This is a genomic window from Mesorhizobium sp. M1050, assembly GCF_040318715.1.
GTDB lineage: Bacteria > Pseudomonadota > Alphaproteobacteria > Rhizobiales > Rhizobiaceae > Mesorhizobium.
Window position 1 is genome coordinate 1 of the sequence record NZ_JAMYMV010000004.1, and the last position, 20,606, is coordinate 20,606.

Here is a 20,606-nt window from a genome sequence, read left to right on the forward strand (position 1 = left end):
CTCCTTGCCCAGCATGAAGGTTGAATCAGATTTGCACGCCTAAGGGAATCCCACGCCGATTCAGCCTCAATTCATTCCGCTCTAGAAGCCTCGTTGCAGCAGACCTGTACTTTTATGCATTGTGCGGTGCAAAAACCGGCGCCGGGATACGACGCCTGTCACATGAGTATCGATTTGGTCTGAAACGGTATTTCAGGATGCGCTTATGCACGCATTGTCAGCCGCTGCCGTGACAGCCGGCGATAAGATGACGGCGTCATCTTGTGCTTGCGCATGAAGGCGCGGTTGAAGTTCGAGATGTTCATGTAGCCGACCTGAAAACAGATATCGGTGATCGCGATATCGGTGTCCGCCAAAAGCTTGCAAGCCTGCCAGAGCCTGAGCTTGGCTAGGTGGTCGCTGAAGCTGTTGCCGGTGTTCTTCTGGAAGAACCGCGAGAACGTGCTCTCCGTCATTCCGGCCAGTTCCGCCACCTCCGGCAGCTTCAGATCCTCGGCAAAATGCTGGAACAGATAGGTCAGCGTGCGCTGGATGATGTCGAGCGAGGCGGCATCGAGAACCGGCGAAAAATCAGGCGACGACAGCAATTCGTACTCGTCGGTGCGTGCGAGAAGGTCGACGAGATCCAGGAAAAGACAGAACCTGCTTAGCCCGCTAACCTCGCCCATCCGCTCCATGATGTCGGCACCATCCAGCGCGGTGCGGCCGTAAAAGACCATGCCGCGCAGCGACCGTTCGAGGAACGGTTCCAGTTCGCGCAATTCCGGCAACAGGCCTGCCGATCCGCGCAACCTCTGCGCATCGAACTGCAGGACGATGTCGCGGCCTTCGATCAGTTCTCCCGGTTGCACCGAGGTCACCCAGTCATGCGGCAGCCCGCCACCGACGATGGTCAGGTAGCCCGGCCCGAATTCGCCGATATGATCGCCGACCAGAACCACGCCGGAGGATTTTCGCAACAGGTGGATCTCGTATTCCGGATGGAAGTTCCAGACGTTGCGCTCCCAGGGATAGTCGTCGAGCCGCCACAGGAAGCTTTCGCTCGCCTCGGTGACGATGTGCTCGAAGGACGGTGCCGTCCGCGGGATCGAGACCGGGTTCTTCCTGCGCCTGAACTGCATCCTGCCTCCTCCGGAATCTGTCGCCCCTCCATGCAATCCGTAGCAGCCGATTGCCCACGTGTGAAATGCACCTCGGGGGCAACCAGTGGTGGTGCTGGTGTTCCGGCTGGCTCAATCTGTTCCCGCTCCTCCTCTCTTGCCTTCATGTCGCGTTTCGTCCAAAAGCTGGCGCAAACGCCGCGAAACCGAAGGTTTTGCCGTTTGAAATGCGGCTTCCGGCTCGTGCCGACGTGCCGCAACTGGAAAGAGCAGGACAATGTCTGCGATCGAAGCCGGCGCTCGCGCGCCGGAAAATCTTTGGCGCCAGGAAATCATGGCGACGCTTGCGCTCGCCTGGCCGATGGTGCTGACCAATCTCGGCCAGACCGCGATGACGGCCACCGACGTCATGATGATGGGCCGTCTGGGGCCGGATACTCTGGCCAGCGGCGCGCTTGGCGCCAACCTTTATTTCATGCCGCTGATCTTCGGGCTCGGCCTGATGCTGGCGACCTCGCCGATGATCGCGACCGAGCTCGGCCGCCGCAGCCATTCGGTGCGCGACCTGCGCCGCACCGTGCGCCAGGGCCTGTGGCTGGCGATCCTGATCTCGATCCCGATCTGGCTCGTGCTGTGGCACGGCGAGGCCATTCTGCTGGCCATGGGCCAGGATCCGGCGCTCGCCCATCAGGCCGGCATCTATCTGCGCTGGCTCGAATGGGCGGTGCTGCCCTTCTACGGCTATATCGTGCTGCGCTCGTTCATCTCGGCGCTGGAGCGGCCGGGCTGGGCGCTGGTCATCGTCTTCGTCGCCGTCGCCTGCAATGCCTTCTTCAATTGGCTGTTCATGTTCGGCAATCTTGGCATCCCTTCGATGGGCATCGCGGGCTCGGGCCTTGCCACCTCGCTGTCCAGCACGCTGATGTTCGTCGGCATGGCCGTCGTGGTGATGCTGGAGAAGAAGTTCCGGCGCTACCGTCTGTTCGGGCGCTTCTGGCGCGCCGACTGGCCGCGCTTCAGGGGCCTTCTGCGGCTCGGCCTGCCGATTGCGGGCCTCCTCGCCTTCGAGGTGACGATCTTCAACGCGGCGGCGCTGTTGATGGGCCTGATCGACGCGGATTCGCTCGCCGCGCACGCCATCGCCATCCAGATTGCCTCGATCAGCTTCATGGTGCCGCTCGGCCTCAACCAGGCGGTAACGGTGCGCGTCGGGCTTGCCCACGGCGCCGGCAATCCGGAAGGCGTTTCGCGCGCCGGCTGGACCGCCTTCGTCATCGGCGTCTCGTTCATGGCACTGATGGGGCTGGTGATGATCCTGTGGCCGCATCCGCTGATCAGCGCCTTCATCGACCTGAGCAATCCGGCCAATGCCAGGGTGATCGCGCTTGCCGTGTCGTTCCTCGCCTTCGCAGCACTGTTCCAGGTCTTCGATGGCGCGCAGGCGGTGGCCGCCGGCATGCTGCGCGGCCTGCACGACACCAAGGTGCCGATGATCTATGCCGCGATCGGATATTGGGGCGTCGGCCTGCCGCTCGGCGTGCTGCTCGCCTTCCATTTCGGCTTCCGTGGCGTCGGCATCTGGATCGGCCTGTCGTCGGGGCTGGCCGTGGTGGCGGCGCTGCTTCTGGCGCGCTGGCTGCGGCGGGATCGCCTGGCGCCGCCGCTGGTGTTCGGACACTGAGAGTAACCGGACGCCCGTTGCCAGATGGCCGATATGTCCCAACTTTGAGGCCCATCCAGCGGCGCCTTCAGAACTGACGCGAAACGTCGGCTAATCGCTGTGAGCCGGCGCTTAGCCGAGCCAATGAACGTGTCTCGGTACGGGCCGAGGGGCGGACTGGCGGCTTCGAGGCTCGCAAGGCCAGGAGCGAGCTTTCTGACGCCCTGCGTGCATCGACGTGAATTGCCGACGTTGAAGGGCTCAGCCCTGATGACGCTTTGCCTGCTGCCGGCACTGCCAGCAAGATACCACATGAACCCGGCCGTGCCGCACTTGACTTGCACATATTTCACCGTAATAAATCATACATAATGTCGTAAAAAAAGACGACACGGGGAGGACCAATGAAAATTACGGCCATCAAGGCGCTGGTCTGCAATGCGGAAATGCGCAACTGGGTTTTCGTTCGGGTCGAAACCGACGAGCCCGGTCTGTTTGGCTGGGGTGAGGCGACGCTGGAATGGAAGACGCGTGCCGTTGTCGGCGCGTTGCAGGATCTTGAGGCGCTGCTCATCGGGCAGGACCCGCGCAATGTCGAACAGTGCTACCAGATCCTGACGCGGCATGGCTTCTGGCGTCTCGGCGTCGAGGGAATGTCAGCCGTCAGCGGCATCGAGATCGCACTTTGGGATATCCTGGGCAAATCGCTGGGCGTCCCGGTCTGGCGGCTTCTCGGCGGCCAGGTTCGCAACTATCTGCGCACCTACACGCATCTCGGCCTGGGCGACATGAAGGCGGTCTATGAGAGCGGGTCGGCGGACATGATCGTCGAACGCGGACGCATCGTCACGCAGGCCGGCTATGACGCGGTCAAGGTCGTCTGCATTCCCTACACCCACTATGTCTCGCCGGCGAAGGCGGTGGACGCCGTCGCCAACATGATTGGCGCGCTGCGCGAAGCCGTCGGTCCCGATATCGACATCATGGTCGACTTTCACGGACGCCCGGCCTCCGTCAACGCGGCGATGGACTACCTCAAGGCGATCGAGCCGGCCCGCATCATGTTCGCCGAAGAACCGGTGCCACCTGAAGATGTGGCCGGCCTGGCGCATATCACCGCGCGATCGGCGGTACCGATCGCGTCCGGCGAACGGCTGATCGGGCGCCGCGAGTTCACCCACTCGATCGCGGCGCGCGCCTTCAACATTGCCCAGCCGGATATCTGCCACACCGGCGGCCTGCTCGAGACCAAGAAGATCGCGGCCCTGGCGGAAACGGCCGGCGTCGGCCTTGCGCCGCACAACCCGCTCGGCCCGATCGCCGGCGTTGCAGCACTTCACTTCGGCATATCGACGCCGAACGTCATCATCCAGGAGGAGATGTCCGGCGCGGTCGCCTGGTACGACGACGTCGTTTCCTGGCCGATCCAACGCAAACCAGGCCGCTGGGACGTGCCTGAACTGCCGGGACTAGGCGTCACCGTCAATGAGGATGTCATAGCGCGCCACCCCTTCAAGCAGGAAGTGTTGCATGCCCGCAACGCGATCATGCCCGACGGCACCGTGGTCGATTGGTGAGCGCCATGACAGGCAGGCTTCAGGGAAAGATCGCAATCGTCACCGGCGCCGGACAGGGCATTGGTGCCGCCACGGCCCGGGCCTTCGCCATGCAGGGGGCAAAGACCGTTATCGCCGAGCTGAATGCGGCAAGCGGCAAGGCAATCGCCGACGCATTGCGTGCCCAGGGTGCCGATGCGCTTTTCGTCGAAATCGACGTCACGGACCAATCGGCGGTAGCCGACATGGTAGCCCACACGATAGCGGCTTATGGCGGCATCGACGTTCTCGTCAACAATGCCGGCGCCAACGTCTTCCACGAACCCCTGCTGATGCCGGACGAGGAATGGGACCGTTGCCTGAAGCTCGACCTCCAGGCCGCATGGTTCTGCGCCAAGGCGGTTCTACCGACGATGTTGGCGAACGGTTCGGGATCGATCGTCAACATAGCCAGTTGCCACGCTTTCAAGATCATTCCTCACACTTTTCCCTATCCGGTTGCCAAGCATGCGCTTGTCGGCCTGACCCGCTCGCTCGCCATCGAATATGCGGCGCGCGGCATCCGCGTGAACGCGATCGCCCCCGGTTATATCGAGACGCCGATCGCGGAAGCCTACTGGAACACATTTCCAAACCCCGCCGAGGAGAAGCGGCGGGCCTATGACCTCCATCCGCCCAAGCGCATTGGCCGACCGGACGAGGTTGCAATGACGGCCGTTTTCCTCGCTTCCGACGAAGCGCCGTTCATCAATGCCGAAACGATCACCATCGATGGTGGCCGCTCGGTTCTCTACCACGACTGACAACCATCAAGCAGGGAGGATCCACATGAAATCGACGACCAAGACAGTGGCAGCACTGGCGATACTGGCTGGCGGATTGATGGCCGGCGCGGCAAGCGCCGACGACATCAAGATCGGCTACATCAACAAGATGGGTGACCATCCATGGTTCGTCGCCGAAGTCGGCGGCGCCAAGAAAGCGGCAGAGGCGGGCGGAGCCACCTTCGTATCGCAGGACGTCCAGTTCGACGCCAATTTGACGATCACCACTTTCGATACAATGGTCGGTGACGGCGTCAAGGGCATCGCCATCGTCGTTCCCGACAAGGCGCTGGGACCGGTCATCGCCGAGAAAGCCAAGGCAGCGAAAATTCCTTTGGTGGCGGTCGACGACGACATCTACTACCAGGACGGCTCCCAGGTCCCCTATGTCGGGATGAATGCGTACAATATCGGCGCGCGGGTGGGCGAAGAGCTGGCCAAGCTCTACAAGACCGGCGGCTGGGCCGGAAAAGAGGTGCGCATCGCCTCGATCGAGGACCGCAAGGCGGATACCTGCATGCAGCGCAACAAGGGCGCCGAAGAGGCGTTTCTGAAGGCGGTGCCCGACTTCAAGCCTGCCAACATCGTTCGCGTCCCCTACGACAACACGATGGTCAATGCCATCGACGTGATGACCACCACCTTGACCGCCAACCCCAGTGTCACCAACTGGATATTCTATTCCTGCAATGACGACGGCGTGCTGGGTGGGGCGCGTGCCCTGGAAAACGCCGGCTATACCCCGGACCAGGGCATGGGCATCGGCATTGACGGCAGTCGCGCCTGTGAGGCCTTCGGATCCGGAAAGCCTTCGGCATTCCGTGGTACGATGTGGCTGAACTCTGCAAACCACGGCGCCCTGGCGGTAAAGATCCTGTTGGCCTCGATCAAGGATGGAACGCAGCTGCCGGTTCAATCCTTCACCGACCCGGAATACATCACCGCCGACAATTTTGCCTCGAACTACAAGGCCAAGCTCTGCAAGTGAACCCGGCTACACGTCATGCGCCGCAAGGCGCATGACGCTGTTCGGTTGCATGTATTCCAAGGGAGTGAGCCTTGACCCAACCGGAATTCTTCTCGCTCGACAAGGTATCGAAGCGCTTTGGCGTCGTGCAGGCGCTCGACAGCGTCTCGATCGCATTCCGGTCGGGCGAGGTGCTCGCTTTGGTCGGCGAGAATGGCGCCGGCAAATCGACGATGATGCGTATCCTCGAAGGTGTGTTCGGCCCCGACGGCGGCACCGTGCGGCACGGTTCCACGCCGATTGTGTTCGGCGAGCCGCGCGACAGCCATCGGGCCGGAATTCGCGTCATCCATCAGGAGCCGGAGATCGTGCCGAACCTGACGGTTGCCGAAAACATCTTCGTCGGTGAATTGCCGCGACTGGCGGGCGTGCTGCTGAACTGGCGCAAGCTGGAGGAACAGACGGACCGGATGCTTGCGACCTTCGGCATGCAGCAGGACATGCGGCCGCGGCAACTGTGCAGCACACTCGGCCCGGCGCAACGCCAGATGATCGAGATCATGCGCGCCATCCGCGCCGGCGGCCGCCTGATCGCCTTTGACGAGCCGACCTCGTCGCTGACAGATGACGAGGCGCGCCGCCTGTTTTCAGTCATCCGCCGACTGCGCGAAGAGGGAACATCGATCGTCTACATCTCGCATCGGTTGAACGAGATCATCGACCTTGCCGACCGCATCGTCGTTTTGCGCGATGGTCGCCTGGTCGACGATTCGGCGGCGGCCGGTGCCAGCGAACAAACCATTGCCAAGCTCATGGTCGGCCGCGACATTGCCGACCTGTTCACGCGCGAGACATGGCGGTCGGGAGAACTGTTGCTGGACGTGGCGGGCCTGAGCACCGACCGCGTCAGCAATGTCAGCCTCAGGGTTCGCCGAGGCGAGGTGCTCGGCATCGCCGGCCTCATGGGTGCGGGCCGATCCGAACTGGCAAAGGCGATTGTCGGCTATGACCGCCGCCTCGCTGGAACCATAGTCATGAATGGCGTGTCGGTTCTCGCCAACAGTCCGCATGCGGCAATCGTCGCCGGCATTGGCTTTGCCCCGGAAGACCGCAAGCACGAGGCGCTGCTGCTCTTTAGAAGCATTCTCGACAACGCGGCACTTTGCGTGCCCGACAAGACGTCAAGCTTCGGCTTCTTCAATCGGCGCAAGGCGCTGGAGATTGTCTCGCCGCTGGCAGCCAAGATGTCGATCAAGGCTCCGAATCTCGACGAACAGGTTTCAAAACTGTCGGGCGGCAACCAGCAGAAAGTCGTTCTGGCGCGCTGGCTTGCCCGGCAGCCGATGCTGCTCATCCTGGACGAACCGACCCGCGGTATCGACATCGGCGCCAAGGCGGAAATCTATCGACTGATCGATGAACTCGCGGCAAGCGGGATCGGCATCATCCTGATCTCTTCGGAAATGCCGGAACTCATCGGCCTCGCCGACAGGGTTCTGGTCATGGCGGGAGGCCGCATCACCGCCGAATTGTCCCGGCCCGACATCGACGAGGCGACGATCCTCAAACACGCCATGCCGCAATCGGCACCAGCGCTCGGAGACCACATCCAATGAACAGCCTCGAGCTTCGCGCCTCGAAAGTGCAGACCGACGCCAGGGGGGCTTCCTCGCGCCTAGTGGAGCGCCTTGGCGTTCACAACATCAGCCTGCTGGTCGCGCTCGCCATTCTTGTCGTCATCTTCGGTTCGCTGCGCGCCGATGTGTTTTTCTCCAGCCGAAACCTGCTCAACATCGGTCTCGGCATCACCATCCTCGGCGTGCTGGCGATGAGCCAGACGGTTGTCATTGTCGCCGGCGGCCTCGATATCGCCGTCGGCGCCACTGTCGGCCTGACCACCGTATCGACTGCAATGGCCATCCAGGCGACCGGGTCGCCCTCGGCGGGCATCGTTGCCGGCCTGGTGCTTGGCGGTCTTGCCGGTCTCGTCAACGGCATCATCATCACCTACGGACGGGTCAATGCGGTCATTGCCACGCTCGGCACCATGGCTATTTTTCGGGGCATCGCCTTCATCATGTCCGATGGCCAGTCGATCGCCATCTTCAGTGACACGTTCCGGTTCATAGGCATCGGGCGGATCCTCGGCCTGCCGCTGCTGATCTGGATTCTTGTTCTGACCGCGATCGTGTTTCATCTCTTCCTGTCGCGCTCGATCGTCGGCCGCAACATCTATGCGCTCGGCGGCAATCCCGTTGTCGCCCGCTTCTCCGGCATCAACATCAACCGCTACCGCGTCGGCATCTACATCATGAGTGGCGTTGCCGCCGGTCTGGCCGGGATCCTGCTGGCCGCCCGCACCGGCTCGGGGCAGCCTGTGTCCGGATCGCAGGGCCTGGAACTCGAGGCCATTACAGCGGCGGTGCTGGGTGGCTGCGCCTTGCAGGGCGGCAAGGGAACGATTGTCGGCGCGTTGCTCGGCGTCGCCATCATTGGCGTGCTCAACAACGGAATGATACTGACGTCGGTACCAACCTTTTATCAATTGCTTGCAAAAGGCTCGCTGCTGATCCTTGCTGTGGTGATTGCCGAGTACCACTTGAACAGGACATGATGATGGACGCGGCGACCGCTTCGACTGGTCAAGGCAAGCAGGATCCGTCCGCCGGGGGTGGCGCCACGTCATCCCTCAAGGATCGTATCGCCCGCGATCTCGGACAGCGCATTCTCGCCGGCACCTATGCACAGCACGCGCTGCTGCCGACGGAAGCTGAACTGTGTGTCATCTACGGCGCCAGCCGCACAGCGCTTCGCGATGCGCTGCTGACGCTTTCGGCCAAGGGATTGATCGAGGCGCGCAAGCGGGCAGGCACCCGCGTGCGTGTGTCGAGCGAATGGAACAGGCTGGATGCGCAGGTTCTCGAATGGATGCGCGATATCGAGCCCGATCTCGATTTTGTTCGCGGCTTGATCGAGGCGCGGCTGGTCATCGAGCCAGCTGCCGCTCAGCTTGCGGCGAAGATGGCGACCTCGGGCGATCTCGCTGTGATCGAAGCCGCCTACGAGGCCATGCGGATAGCGCCGGAGGATGACCTCGCCGCCTGTCTCGACGCCGACGTCCGCTTTCATACCGCCATCCTGCGCGCCAGCCGCAACCCGGTTTTCGCCAATCTCGGCAACATGCTTGCCGCGGCCCTGAGCTTCTCCTTCCGATTGACCACATCGGCCACCGCCAACTACCAGCAGACACTGAGCGCGCATGGCGACGTGCTGGAAGCCATCCGCATGCGCAGGGTCGACGACGCGCATGATCAGATGAAAGCGCTGATCGGCATCGCGTCGAATGACCTTCTCGCTGTCGCCCGCAAGGGTCGCCATCAACAGCCGGCCGCCGCTGCCAAGGCCGATACCGTCTGAATGATCGAGACCATTGAAATTCGAAGCGGCGACCTGTCCGCCGAAATTGTTCCGTCGCTTGGGGCAGGTCTGGCGCGGTTCGACCATGGCCGCGTGCCGCTGTTCAGGCCATGGCCGGAGCACGGGAGTTCGAACCCCTTCGATCTCGCCTGCAATTTGCTCCTGCCCTGGTCAAATCGCATCTCGAGCGGCGGCTTCACCTTCGACGCCAAGTTCCACGAACTGCTTCCCAACCTTGCCGGCGAGCCGTTCCCCATTCACGGCAATGGATTTTCAAGCGCATGGGATGTCGACAGCCTGACGCCGGACCAAGCCAGGATGTCGCTGATCAGTGAGGGACCCGGCCCGTACCGGTACCGCGCGGAGGTGAGCTACGCGCTGACTGGCCAGACGCTCGAACTGCTGCTTCAAATCGTCAACCGCGCGACGGTCAGGCTTCCGTTCGGGCTTGGCATCCATCCATGGTTGCCCAGAACCTCACGGACAACGCTTCACGCCCCGGCGTCACAGGTCTGCCTCGAACGGCCCGACCATCTTCCCGACGGGTTCGTGGATGTCAAAACCCGTCCCGATTGGGATTTCGGCACGCCGACTGCCTTGCCGGTCGGATGGATAAACAATGCCTTCGCCGGCTGGGACGGCGTCGCTTCCATATGTTGGCCGGAGCAAAATTGCGGCCTCAGGATCGAAGCGTCGCCGCCTTTGAACTTCTACCAGGTCTATTCGCCATCGCAGGCGAGCGACTTCTTCTGTTTCGAGCCGATAAGTCATGTCGTCGATGCTCACAACCGCGGCTCGATCGACAAATGGAATGGATTGACGGTGCTTGGCCCTGGCGAGAGCCTGGTGGCAGGTTGCAGCTTCCGTGTCTCATCTTTGCCTATACCGAAGTAAAGGCAACAGCGGCCGCCCGGCTGGCCGTGGCGGCGCGCTGCTTCTGGCGCTGTTGCGGCGGGATCGCCTGGCGCCGCCGCTGGTGTTCGGACATTGATATGGGACGGCCGCCCGTTGCTCGGCGACCGTCATATTCTTCGCGCTGCGGGTTGAGTCGAACCGGTGACTCAAACTTTCAGCCATGATTCATCCCGTTGACGCCGAAACTACGCCGCCTGAACGATCTCGACCAGTTCAACATCGAACACCAGGTCCTTACCGGCCAACGGATGATTGCCGTCGAGCTTGACGCTGGAGTCGTCCGCGCCGACGACCGTTACAGGCATGGGGCGCCCGTCGCCGGTTCTAACCTGCAATCGAGTGCCGACATCGACGTTGATGTTGTCTGGCACCTTGGCGCGATCGATGGTCATGACCGCTTCAGGGCGGTGTGGCCCATAGCCGGCCTCGGCGGGAACTTTGACGGTGCTTTTCGCACCCACCTCCATGCCCTCGACCTGGGTTTCAAGGCCAGGGATCAGTTGCCCTTCACCCAGCGTGAATTGCAGCGGTTCGCTGCCGGAAGCATCGAATTGAGTGCCGTCGGCCAGACGTCCAGTATAGTTGATGCGCACGGTGTCGCCATTCTTGGCCTGTGTCATAGCAGTCATCCTTTCGGAAGTTTTTGATGGGGCCGGCCAGAGCTCACGGTCCCGTTCTCGATCATCCACGCACGAAGGTGCACGGTGCGAAGCTTTAAAACTAGGTACTCGGCTGCAGATGTAAAGCGCTAGAGCTGCCGACTGGCTTCCCCATGCGTCGCCTTCATTCGCGTGCTGCCTGTGCGATGATACTGCCGGCGATCTTCAGCGCCGGCCAAGCCAGCACCGCACTCAGTGTAGTCGCCGTCGATGCTCGTCAACATCAACGTGCATTTTCGGCCTCAATGCGCCATCGCTCGCTTTTCGAGCTTCCGCGCGTACTGCGTCAGCGGAAAGCACATGACGAAGAAGATCAGAGCCACCAGCCCGTAGACCTTGAAGGGTTCGAAGGTGGCGTTGTTGATGGCGTTGGAGGTGCGCACCAGTTCCTCGAAGCCGATGATCGAGGTCAGCGCCGTCGATTTGATGAGCTGCACCAGGAAACCAACGATGGGCGCGCGGGTGATCGAAAACGCCTGCGGCAGGATGATCAGCCTGAGCTCCTGCAGATAGTGCAGGCCGAGGCTGGCGCCGGCGTCCCATTGGCCTGGCGGCAGGGCGGCGACGCCGGAGCGCCAGATTTCGGCCAGATAGGCGCTGGCGAAGAAGGTGAGGCCGAGCACCGCCGCCGTCCATGGCTCGATGCGCAGGCCCAGCATCGGCAGACCGAAGAACATCAGGAACAGCTGCATCAAAAGCGGCGTCCCCTGGAACAGGGCGATGTAGCCGGAGGCGACGCGCCGGCTCCACTTATTCTTGGCGATCCTGAAGAACAACACGACTAGGCCGACGATGCCGCCGCCGATGAAGGCCGCCAGCGATAGCAGCACCGTCCAGCGGGCGGCGAGCAGCAGGTTGCGCACGATGTCCCTCACGGTGAATTCTAGCATCACACGCCACCCCCCCGCACGCGCCGGCGGCCGGTGACCAGCAGCCGGCGCAAGGCCATCGACATCAGGAGATAGACCATCGTCACGACCAAATAGGTCTCGAAGGAACGGAAGGTGCGCGCCTGCAGCATGTCGGCCTCGTAGGTCAGCTCACGCACCGCGATCTGCGACACCACGGCAGACTCCAGCATCATGATGACGATCTGGCTGGTCAGCGCCGGAAAGATCACCTTGAGCGCCTGCGGCAGCACGATCTTGACGAACACCTGGCGTGGTCTCAAGCCCAGCGAGAGCGCTGCTTCCGTCTGCCCGCCGGGCACGGCGTCAAGCCCGGCGCCGACGATCTCGATGGTGTAGGCCGCCATGTTGAGCGTCATCGCCATGATGGCGGCAAGCACCGGGTCGAGCCGGATGCCGAGGCTGGGCAAGCCGAAGAAGATGAAGAACAGCTGCACCAGGAACGGCGTGTTGCGGATGATCTCGACATACCAGGCGATGGCCCGCTTGAGCAGCACCGGGCCGTTGCGGCGCCCCGCGGCACCCAGGATGCTGAGGAACGTTCCCGCCAGCGTGGTCACGGCGATCAACAGGATCGTCGTGGCCGCGCCGCGCGCTATGTCGCCGACGGCACCTGGAAGCCAGGCAAAAGCCACGAAAACTCAATCCTTGAGATTGTCGGGATTGAGCGGCGTCTTCAGCCAGGCTTTCGAACTTTCGTCGAGCTTGCCGTCCGCCAGCATCTTGGCGACGGCGTCGTTGACCGCCTTTTTCAGGCTGTCCTCATTCTTGTTGAGACCGATATGGGAGGGCGAGGTCAGGAGCTGGAACTTCTGCTCGGGCTTCAGCGCGTCCTGCTTGGCCAGCACCTGCGCGCCGACATCGTTGCCGACGACCATCAATTGCGTCTGGCCCGAGATGAAGGCCTGGATCACCGAATTGTAGTTGTCGAAGCGCTTGATGTCGGCAGACGCCGGTGCCGCCTCGGTGAGCGAGGTGTCTTCCAGCGTGCCGCGGTTGACTGCGATCGACTTGTCGGCGAGGTCTTCCTTGCCCTTGACCGAAAGAGCCGCCGGTCCGATGACGGCGATGTAGTAGGGCGCGTAAGCGACAGCGAAGTCGATTACCTGCTCGCGCTCCTTCGAATAGCCGACGCTCATCAAGAGATCGACGCGGTGGTCGTTCAAGTATGGGATGCGGTTCTGGCCGGTGACGGAGACTGGGTTGAGCTTCACCTTGAGCGTGTCGGCAATGTATTGCGCGACATCCATGTCATAGCCCTTGAGGCTCATATCGGCGCTGGCCGAGGAGAAGGGCGGGAAATCGGCGAAAACGCCGACATTGATGGCGCCGGCCTTGGTGATATCTGCCAGCGCATCGGCGCTGGCGGCCTGCGTGGCGAATGAGAGACCAGCGGTGCTGAGCACGAGCATGGCGGCGATGGATGCAAATGTCTTTCGGATCGTCATTTTTATTCCCCTCTGGAAGCTTTGTTTGTTTGGGTCGGCCACCGGCTCCAGTACGGCGGCCGCCTTTGCTTTCTGAACGTCAGGTTCCCTTGCCGGTAACAGCCGGGCTGAACACCATCAGGCTCAGGATCTCGAACAGCACCTGTGCGCCGGCATGCGCCGTGTTGGTGGTGGCGTCGTATTGCGGCGCCACCTCGACGACATCGCCGCCGACGATGTTGAGGCCCTTGAGGCCGCGCAGCAATTCAAGCACTTCGCGCGTCGTCAGCCCGCCGACTTCCGGCGTGCCGGTGCCGGGCGCGAAGGCCGGATCGACGCTATCGATGTCGAAGGAAATGTAGGTCGGCCCGTCGCCGACGATCTTGCGCGCCTTCTCGATGATGGCGGGAATGCCGAGACCGGTCACCTCCTCGGCATGGACCACCGTCATGCCGGACTCATAGGTGAACTCCCACAGATATTCGGCCGAGCCGCGAATGCCGATCTGGATCGTGCGCGTCGGATCGAGCACGCCATCGAGCACGGCGTTGCGGAACGGCCCGCCATGGTGGAATTTGGTCATGTCGAACAGACCACTGGTGTCGCAATGGGCATCGATGTGGATCAGCCCGACCGGAGCCTTCTTGCCGACGGCCTTCAGGATCGGATGGCTGATCGAATGGTCGCCGCCCACAGACAATGGAATGACGCCGGCATCGACGATCTGGTTGGTGCGGTGCTCGATGTCTTCATGGCTGACCTCCAGCCGGTAGCGGCTGCGGAACGGCGTATCGCCGATATCGGCGACCCTGAGCTCATGCGTCGGCGCGCATTCCAGCACGTGATTGTAGGGACCGATGCGCTCGATGGCGCGCAGCGCCCTTGGCCCGAAGCGCGCGCCCGGCCGGTTGGTGACGCCGAGATCCATCGGCACGCCGATCATCGCCACCTGCAAATCGCCGAAATCCGGATTGTCGGCTGCTATTTCGCGGTAAGGTGCGGCGAGGAAGGTCGGGATGCCGGAATAGGGCGCCAGCCGCGTGCCGCTCTTGGAAAAGATCTTGTCGGCGACCTTGCGGAACTTCGGGTCGAACATTTCGCCGCCATGGCTTTCACCATACTTGCGACGCAACGCATCGAGCTTGCCGCGATCGTATCCCATATCCGCTCCTCCTGCCCGGGCTGATGCAGTGCGACCGTTGGCGATGCCTGGCGAGCCGACCGTCATCCGGGCGGGTCGCTGTCGCGCTGGCTGCCTGCAGATTTCACGTCTTGAAGCTGTTTCGGGCTCAAGTGTCTGGCAGCCCCATTGAAAAATCAAATGATAATGTTAGCGTGTTCTCTGTGAGAAAATCTCACAATGAACTCTAAGCACGATCACATCCGAAAACCGGCCTCCACTTTTCGGGATCGTGCTTCAATGGATGCTCATGGGCAATCGGCTGCCGCCTCTCAATCCGCTGCGTGCCTTCGAGGCAACGGCCCGCCATGGCTCGCTGACCAAGGCGGCGAGTGAACTGAATGTCACGCATGGCGCCATCAGCCACCAGATCAAGGCACTCGAGCAGTCGCTCGGCGTCAAGCTGTTCGAGCGGGTCGGTCAGCGGGTCAAGCTGACGCCGCATGGCGCCGAACTTTTGCCGGCGGTCTCGACGGCCTTCGACAGCATCGCGACCGCCACCCAGCGCATGACAAGGCCAGCGAGCAGCGGCACACTTTCGGTCTCCTGCGTGCCGGCGCTGTTGTTGTTGTGGATGACACCGCGGCTCGGCAGTTTCATGGCGCAATATCCCGACATAAGTCTGACGCTTATTCCCTCCAATGACCCCAGGGATTTGCGGGCGCCGAATATCGACGTCTGCGTGCATTATGGCGACGGCAGTTGGGCCGATTGCTGGATGCGCAAATGGTCGGGCCTCGAACTGTTTCCCGTGGTCAGCCCGACCTTGATCAACAACCGTCCGATCCGCAGCGTCAGGGATCTCGCCGACCATGTCTTCCTGCATGGCGACGATGGCCGCGAATGGCACACATGGCTGGCGGCCGCCGATGCGCTGGACCTGGAGCGAGGCCGCCGCCATCATCTTGGCGATGCACGCATGGCGACCGAGGCGGCGGTGCATGGCCATGGCGTGGCGCTGGGCGATTCCGTGACGGCGAGCGCGCTGCTGGCCAGGGGTATGCTGGTCGCGCCGTTCAGCCTGTCGGTGCCGGCGGTCGACGATTTCTATGTCGTCTGTCGCAACGAAATGAGGGCGACACCGATCGTGCAGGTGTTCATCGATTGGCTGTTTGCCGAGAAGGCCGGGGATGACGGCCGCGCCGACGCGCCGGTGGCCGGCCGCATCGTCAGCCGCCGCAAGCGTCCGGCGCTCAGGGTCATCGGTGCCAAAACCGGGACCTGACAGCGGCTTGCGGTGGCCATCAGTGGTCTTCCGCCTCCGCAGGTCTCTCTTTTTGTCGGGCCAGCCTGAAACCGGGCAGCGTTCTGGCGAATTCGATGCTATGAGGCCTGTCGCGGTTGTGGATTGCAGGCAGCAAAGGCGGTGTTGAAACATGGCTAAGACCGATATTGCGCGGCGGGTCTACAACCACACCTGGAAGCTCGATCCGATCGTGCGCAGCCTGCTCGACACGGATTTTTACAAGCTTTTGATGCTGCAGATGATCTGGGGCATGTACCCCGAGGTCGAGACCACCTTTTCGCTGATCAACCGCACCACTTCGGTTCGCCTCGCGGACGTGATCGATGAGGGCGAATTGCGCGAACAGCTCGATCATGCCCGCACCTTGCGCTTCTCCAAGAAGGAGATGATCTGGCTCGCCGGTAACAATTTCTACGGCCGCAAGCAGATCTTCGAGCCGGAGTTTCTCGCTTGGCTCGAAGGCTTCCGGCTGCCCGAATACGAGCTGTCGAGGCGGGACAGGCAATATGAACTGACCTTCAGCGGGCCGTGGATGTACACCACCCTGTGGGAGATCCCGGCGCTGGCGATCATCAATGAACTTCGATCTCGCGCCGCCATGCGCGCGTTCGGGCCATTCGCGCTCGATGTGCTCTATGCCCGCGCCAAGGCCAAGATGTGGGCCAAGACCGAACGGCTGAAAGCGCTGCCCGGGATTCGCATCTCAGACTTCGGCACGCGCCGGCGGCATTCCTTCCTGTGGCAGCGCTGGTGCGTCGAAGCGCTGAAGGAAGGTATCGGCGAGGCGTTCACCGGCACCTCCAACGTGCTTCTGGCGATGGACAACGACCTCGAAGCGCTCGGCACCAACGCGCATGAACTGCCGATGGTATTCGCGGCGCTGGCCAATTCCGAAAAAGAGCTGAAACAGTCGCCCTACAAGGTGCTGCAGGACTGGCAGCGCTACTATGGCGGCAATCTGCTGATCGTGCTGCCCGACGCCTTCGGCACCGCGTCGTTCCTGCGCGACGCACCGGACTGGGTGGCCGACTGGACCGGTTTCCGTCCCGACAGCGCCCCGCCTATCGAGGGCGGCGAGAAGATCCTGTCGTGGTGGCGCGACAAGGGCAAGGATCCCCGCCAGAAGCTGCTGATCTTCTCCGATGGGCTCGAGGTCGAGACAATCGAGGAGACCTACCGCCACTTCAAAGGCAAGGTGCGCATGTCCTTCGGCTGGGGCACCAATTTGACCAATGATTTCGAAGGCTGCGCGCCGACCGAAACCAACAGCCTCGACGCCATATCGCTGGTCTGCAAGGTCACCGAGGCCAATGGCAGGCCGGCGGTCAAGCTCTCCGACAATCCGGCCAAGGCGACCGGAGATGAGAAAGAGATCGAGCGGTATCTGCGGATTTTCGGGGAGAAGGACCGCGTGGAACAACTGGTCAAGGTGTGAGAAACCGCGAAGGATCTAGCATCGCCGGCAAAGATGAAATCTCGGATAGGTTGAGTTCCCGCCCACCCCCCTCTGTCCTGCCGGACATCTCCCCCGCAAGGGGGGAGATTGGCCGCTTCGACCAGTCCGCCTTTTTCTCCGATGCTGGAAATTGGCGAAAGGCTGGGCGACATCCGATCTCCCCCCTTGCGGGGGAGATGGCCGGCAGGCCAGAGGGGGGTGTGAAGGATCGCTGCGGCGAAGGTTGTCGCCTCTTAAAGACAAGCTTCATCTGCTTATCTGCATCTCTCCCCACCCCCGCCTTCGCGCACGCCTCCGACCGTGGCCATGTCCTGCTCCTGCCGACGGGCTACTACCTGGTCGGCGGCGCCCTCGCCGTTGCCGTCAGTTTCCTCGTGCTGGCGCTGCTGCCGGCGGATTGGCTCGATCGTTTCTGGCGCCGGCGCCTGCCGCTATTCACCTTCGGTGACAGCGTCCGCGCTGCCGTCAGCCTGATATCCTTTGCCGGCTTTGTACTCCTCATCGCCGCCGGCTTTTTCGGCAGCCGCGACCCGCTCTCCAACCCGTTGCCGCTGGTGATCTGGACATTGCTGTGGGCCGGCTTCGCGCTGTTGCAAGGCGTCTTCGGCGATCTCTGGTCATGGCTCAGCCCGTGGTACGGGCCATGGCGCCTCGTCTCGCGCCTGTTGGGCGGGGACGACGAGGGAAGGTGGCAATACCCTCGATGGCTTGGCTACTGGTCGGCAGTGATACTGTTCTTCGCCTTTGCCTGGTTCGAACTCATCGATCCGGCGCCTGACGATCCGGTGCGGCTGGCCTCAGCCGCGGGCCTTTACTGGCTGCTCACCTTCCTTGCGATGCTGGTATTCGGCTATCGTGCCTGGAGCCGCAGCGGCGAATTCCTGACGGTCTTCTTCTCGATGGTGGCGCGCTTCGCGATTGTAGAGCGCGATGAGAACGGCCGGCTTGGCCTGTGCTGGCCGGGCGCCAAATTGCTCGCCGCCGAGCCATTGCCGACGAGCGGCATCGCCTTCCTGCTGCTGGCCCTGTCGTCGGTATCGTTCGACGGCTTGTCGAAGACGTTCTTCTGGCTTGGCCTGTTCGGCATCAATCCGCTCGAATTTCCCGGCCGCACCGCGGTGATCGGCAGCGGCACGTTCGGGTTGGTGCTGACATTCGTGCTGCTGGCGGCGGTGTTCCTGCTTGCCGTCTGGCTCGGCCAGCGTCTCGCCGGCGGTGATCGCAGCCTCGGCGAGGCGGCTGGCCTGCTGGTCTGGTCGATCGTGCCGATTGCGCTCGCCTATCATGTCGCTCATTATCTGACCGCGCTGCTCGTCGACGGCCAATATGCGCTTGCGGCACTTTCCGACCCGTTCGCGCTGGGCTGGAACCTGTTCGGCACCGCCGACATGCAGATCGAGGCCGGCATCGTTGCCGGGGCGGACTCGGCGTGGTGGCTGTGGAATGTCCAGGCCGGCACCATCATATCAGGCCATGTGCTCGCCGTCCTGGTCGCCCACGGCTTCGCCTGGCGCCTGCACCCGCAGCCTTCCCGCGCCGCGCTCAGCCAGTTCCCGCTTACCTTGCTGATGATCGCCTACACCGTCTTCGGCCTCTGGTTGCTTGCCACGCCGACCGCCGGATGAGAAAACGGCGGCCTCGATATCGTCGGGGAAGCTCGCTTGCCACATCAAGGCTTTGGTGATTTAGTTTGTACACATGCAATTTTTCGCGTCCTCTGAGCGAGGATGCCGAAGCCGCCTTATCGTTGGTCAAAACTGAAAAACAGGGGAACGAAACATGGCTGACAAGAACGGATTTTTCGACCTCTCCAAGACTGCCCTCACCCGCCGTACGGCGCTGAAGGGTCTGGCTGCCACCGCCGGCCTGGTCACCGCCCCCGGCTTCGTACGCTATTCCCAGGCGCAGAGTTCGGCGCCGATCAAGATCGGCTTCCAGTCGCACCGCACCGGCATCGGCGCTGCCTATGGCCGCTGGTACGAGAAGACCACGGCTGCCGCGGTCAAGGCGATCAACGCTGCCGGCGGCATCAATGGCCGCCAGGTCGAGGTGATCATCGAGGATGACGGCACCGATCCCGGCCGTGGCGCCGAGGTGGTCGGCAAGTTCGCCACCCAGCACAAGACCGACATCGTCTTCGGCACGCTGTTCTCGCACGTCGTCATCGGTTCGGCGCCGGCTGCCGGCGAAGCCAAGATCCCCTATTTCGTCGTCAGCGAAGGCCACCATGTCGCCTCGACCAAGCTGAACCGGTATGTCTTCCAGCCCGGGATTACCGATGTGAAGAGCCAGATCCAGGCGATGGCGCCGTGGATCGCAGGCAATGTCGGCAAGAAGGTCACCATGATCTTCCCGGATTTCGCCTTCGGCTACGACCATCGCGACTACCTGCCGCCGGCGCTGAAGGCGCAAGGCGCCGACGTCATCGCCCAGATCGCCATCCCGCCGACGGAATCCTCCTTCACCAAGTACTTCCCGCAGATCCCGGCCGAGACCGAGGTGCTCTATCACGTCATGGTCGGCCCGGCGGTGCTTACCTTCGTCAAGGAACTCGGCGAGTTCTACGGCTCCAACCGGCCGCAGCTGTTCGGTTTCATCGATTCGCTCGAAGCCACCGACATCAATAGCCCCGGCCTCGAATTCCTCGACGGCAGCCATTTCTGGGAAGGCTCGCCGCGCTATGCGCAGCCAGACGATTCCGAGGCGCAAAAGGCCTACCGCGCGGCCGTCGGCATCGACGACAATGGTGCCGCCGTCGGCGACCCAAAGGACGTCTCGACCGCGGCCCATATGTTCGGCTGCTGGGAGACGCTCTACGTCGTCAAGAAAGCGATGGAAGACGCCGGCTACAAGGGACCGGAAGACCGCGCCAAGCTTGTCGAGGCGACCGAGGCGCTGACCGAATTCGCCGAAGGCCCCGAGCATCCGCAAGGGCCGAAAACCTTCAATGGCAAGATCCACCAGTGCTTTGGCATCCAGAACATCTCCAAGGTCGAGGGCGGCAAGCTGAAGGTCGTGCACAAGACCAAGATCGAGGACGGGCTTTACGAGGCCGAGGGGGATTACACGACGCAGGCGCTTTAGGCTTGGTCCTTTAAGCGCAGTGCCCTTCGGCGCACCCCCCTCTGCCCTGCCGGGCATCTCCCCCTCAAGGGGGGAGATCGGCTGTTCTTGCGAAGGCGGCCATTTATCACCATCGGCTATTGGCGAAGGCAGCGGGGACAGCCAATCTCCCCCCTTGAGGGGGAGATGCCCGGCAGGGCAGAGGGGGGTGCGCCTCGCGCCTGCCTT

General features: G+C 62.5%; 18 protein-coding genes. 12 read left to right on the forward strand and 6 right to left on the reverse strand.

What is annotated here, in order from left to right; translation table 11 throughout:
- Positions 1–203 precede the first annotated feature (203 nt).
- Positions 204–1,121 carry an AraC family transcriptional regulator gene (locus NKH57_RS03345; protein WP_352601670.1) on the reverse strand — a complete coding sequence of 306 codons (918 nt, stop codon included), beginning with the start codon at positions 1,119–1,121 and terminating at the stop codon, positions 204–206.
- 256 nt (positions 1,122–1,377) lie between these two features.
- Between NKH57_RS03345 and NKH57_RS03350 the strand changes: the two genes are divergently transcribed.
- The 8 genes from NKH57_RS03350 to NKH57_RS03385 all read left to right on the forward strand — a co-directional run bounded on the left by NKH57_RS03350 (position 1,378) and on the right by NKH57_RS03385 (position 10,418).
- On the forward strand, positions 1,378–2,781 hold the full coding sequence (locus NKH57_RS03350) for an MATE family efflux transporter (RefSeq protein ID WP_352941708.1): 1,404 nt from the start codon (positions 1,378–1,380) through the stop codon (positions 2,779–2,781).
- A 383-nt stretch (positions 2,782–3,164) separates the two neighbouring features.
- A complete protein-coding gene (gene dgoD / locus NKH57_RS03355; RefSeq protein WP_352941710.1) occupies positions 3,165–4,337 on the forward strand; it encodes a galactonate dehydratase in 1,173 nt (390 codons plus the stop codon).
- A gap of 5 nt (positions 4,338–4,342) precedes the next feature.
- Positions 4,343–5,119 carry an SDR family oxidoreductase gene (locus NKH57_RS03360; RefSeq protein ID WP_023760273.1) on the forward strand — a complete coding sequence of 259 codons (777 nt, stop codon included), beginning with the start codon at positions 4,343–4,345 and terminating at the stop codon, positions 5,117–5,119.
- A gap of 25 nt (positions 5,120–5,144) precedes the next feature.
- Entirely contained in the window at positions 5,145–6,128 is a 984-nt protein-coding gene (locus NKH57_RS03365) for a substrate-binding domain-containing protein (protein WP_352941713.1), read from the forward strand.
- Between the two features lie 71 nt (positions 6,129–6,199).
- On the forward strand, positions 6,200–7,723 hold the full coding sequence (locus tag NKH57_RS03370) for a sugar ABC transporter ATP-binding protein (RefSeq protein WP_352941716.1): 1,524 nt from the start codon (positions 6,200–6,202) through the stop codon (positions 7,721–7,723).
- The gene (locus NKH57_RS03375; protein WP_352941718.1) at positions 7,720–8,721 is read left to right on the forward strand and encodes an ABC transporter permease; all 1,002 of its coding nucleotides are present in this window, start codon (positions 7,720–7,722) and stop codon (positions 8,719–8,721) included. The genes NKH57_RS03370 and NKH57_RS03375 overlap by 4 nt, the downstream gene beginning before the upstream one ends.
- A 2-nt stretch (positions 8,722–8,723) precedes the next feature.
- Entirely contained in the window at positions 8,724–9,524 is an 801-nt protein-coding gene (locus NKH57_RS03380) for a FadR/GntR family transcriptional regulator (RefSeq protein WP_352941721.1), read from the forward strand.
- Complete coding sequence (locus tag NKH57_RS03385; protein WP_352728359.1) at positions 9,525–10,418, forward strand: aldose 1-epimerase; 894 nt, start codon at positions 9,525–9,527, stop codon at positions 10,416–10,418.
- A 206-nt stretch (positions 10,419–10,624) separates the two neighbouring features.
- Here NKH57_RS03385 and NKH57_RS03390 read toward each other — a convergent pair whose 3' ends face one another.
- The 5 genes from NKH57_RS03390 to speB form a co-directional block, all read right to left on the reverse strand.
- Complete coding sequence (locus NKH57_RS03390) at positions 10,625–11,059, reverse strand: FKBP-type peptidyl-prolyl cis-trans isomerase (protein WP_352601684.1); 435 nt, start codon at positions 11,057–11,059, stop codon at positions 10,625–10,627.
- 281 nt (positions 11,060–11,340) lie between these two features.
- Positions 11,341–11,988 (reverse strand): amino acid ABC transporter permease, encoded by a 648-nt coding sequence (locus NKH57_RS03395; RefSeq protein WP_352941724.1) that lies wholly within the window; start codon positions 11,986–11,988, stop codon positions 11,341–11,343.
- Positions 11,988–12,641 carry an amino acid ABC transporter permease gene (locus NKH57_RS03400; RefSeq protein ID WP_352941726.1) on the reverse strand — a complete coding sequence of 218 codons (654 nt, stop codon included), beginning with the start codon at positions 12,639–12,641 and terminating at the stop codon, positions 11,988–11,990. Before NKH57_RS03400 ends, NKH57_RS03395 begins: the two co-directional genes overlap by 1 nt.
- 6 nt (positions 12,642–12,647) lie before the next feature.
- Positions 12,648–13,454, reverse strand: coding sequence for a transporter substrate-binding domain-containing protein (locus NKH57_RS03405; RefSeq protein WP_352941728.1), 807 nt, complete (start codon positions 13,452–13,454; stop codon positions 12,648–12,650).
- A 79-nt stretch (positions 13,455–13,533) separates the two neighbouring features.
- A complete protein-coding gene (gene speB, locus NKH57_RS03410) occupies positions 13,534–14,595 on the reverse strand; it encodes an agmatinase (RefSeq protein ID WP_352941731.1) in 1,062 nt (353 codons plus the stop codon).
- A gap of 268 nt (positions 14,596–14,863) precedes the next feature.
- Between speB and gcvA the strand changes: the two genes are divergently transcribed.
- The 4 genes from gcvA (at position 14,864) to NKH57_RS03430 (ending at position 20,399) form a co-directional block, all read left to right on the forward strand.
- Positions 14,864–15,838: a transcriptional regulator GcvA gene (gene gcvA / locus NKH57_RS03415; protein ID WP_352601694.1), complete on the forward strand. Its 975-nt coding sequence runs from the start codon at positions 14,864–14,866 to the stop codon at positions 15,836–15,838.
- A 151-nt stretch (positions 15,839–15,989) separates the two neighbouring features.
- Positions 15,990–17,294, forward strand: a complete 1,305-nt coding sequence (gene pncB, locus NKH57_RS03420; protein ID WP_352941734.1) for a nicotinate phosphoribosyltransferase — start codon at positions 15,990–15,992, stop codon at positions 17,292–17,294.
- Between the two features lie 197 nt (positions 17,295–17,491).
- On the forward strand, positions 17,492–18,940 hold the full coding sequence (locus tag NKH57_RS03425; RefSeq protein ID WP_352941737.1) for a hypothetical protein: 1,449 nt from the start codon (positions 17,492–17,494) through the stop codon (positions 18,938–18,940).
- 154 nt (positions 18,941–19,094) lie between these two features.
- On the forward strand, positions 19,095–20,399 hold the full coding sequence (locus tag NKH57_RS03430) for an ABC transporter substrate-binding protein (RefSeq protein WP_352486685.1): 1,305 nt from the start codon (positions 19,095–19,097) through the stop codon (positions 20,397–20,399).
- Positions 20,400–20,606 lie beyond the last annotated feature (207 nt).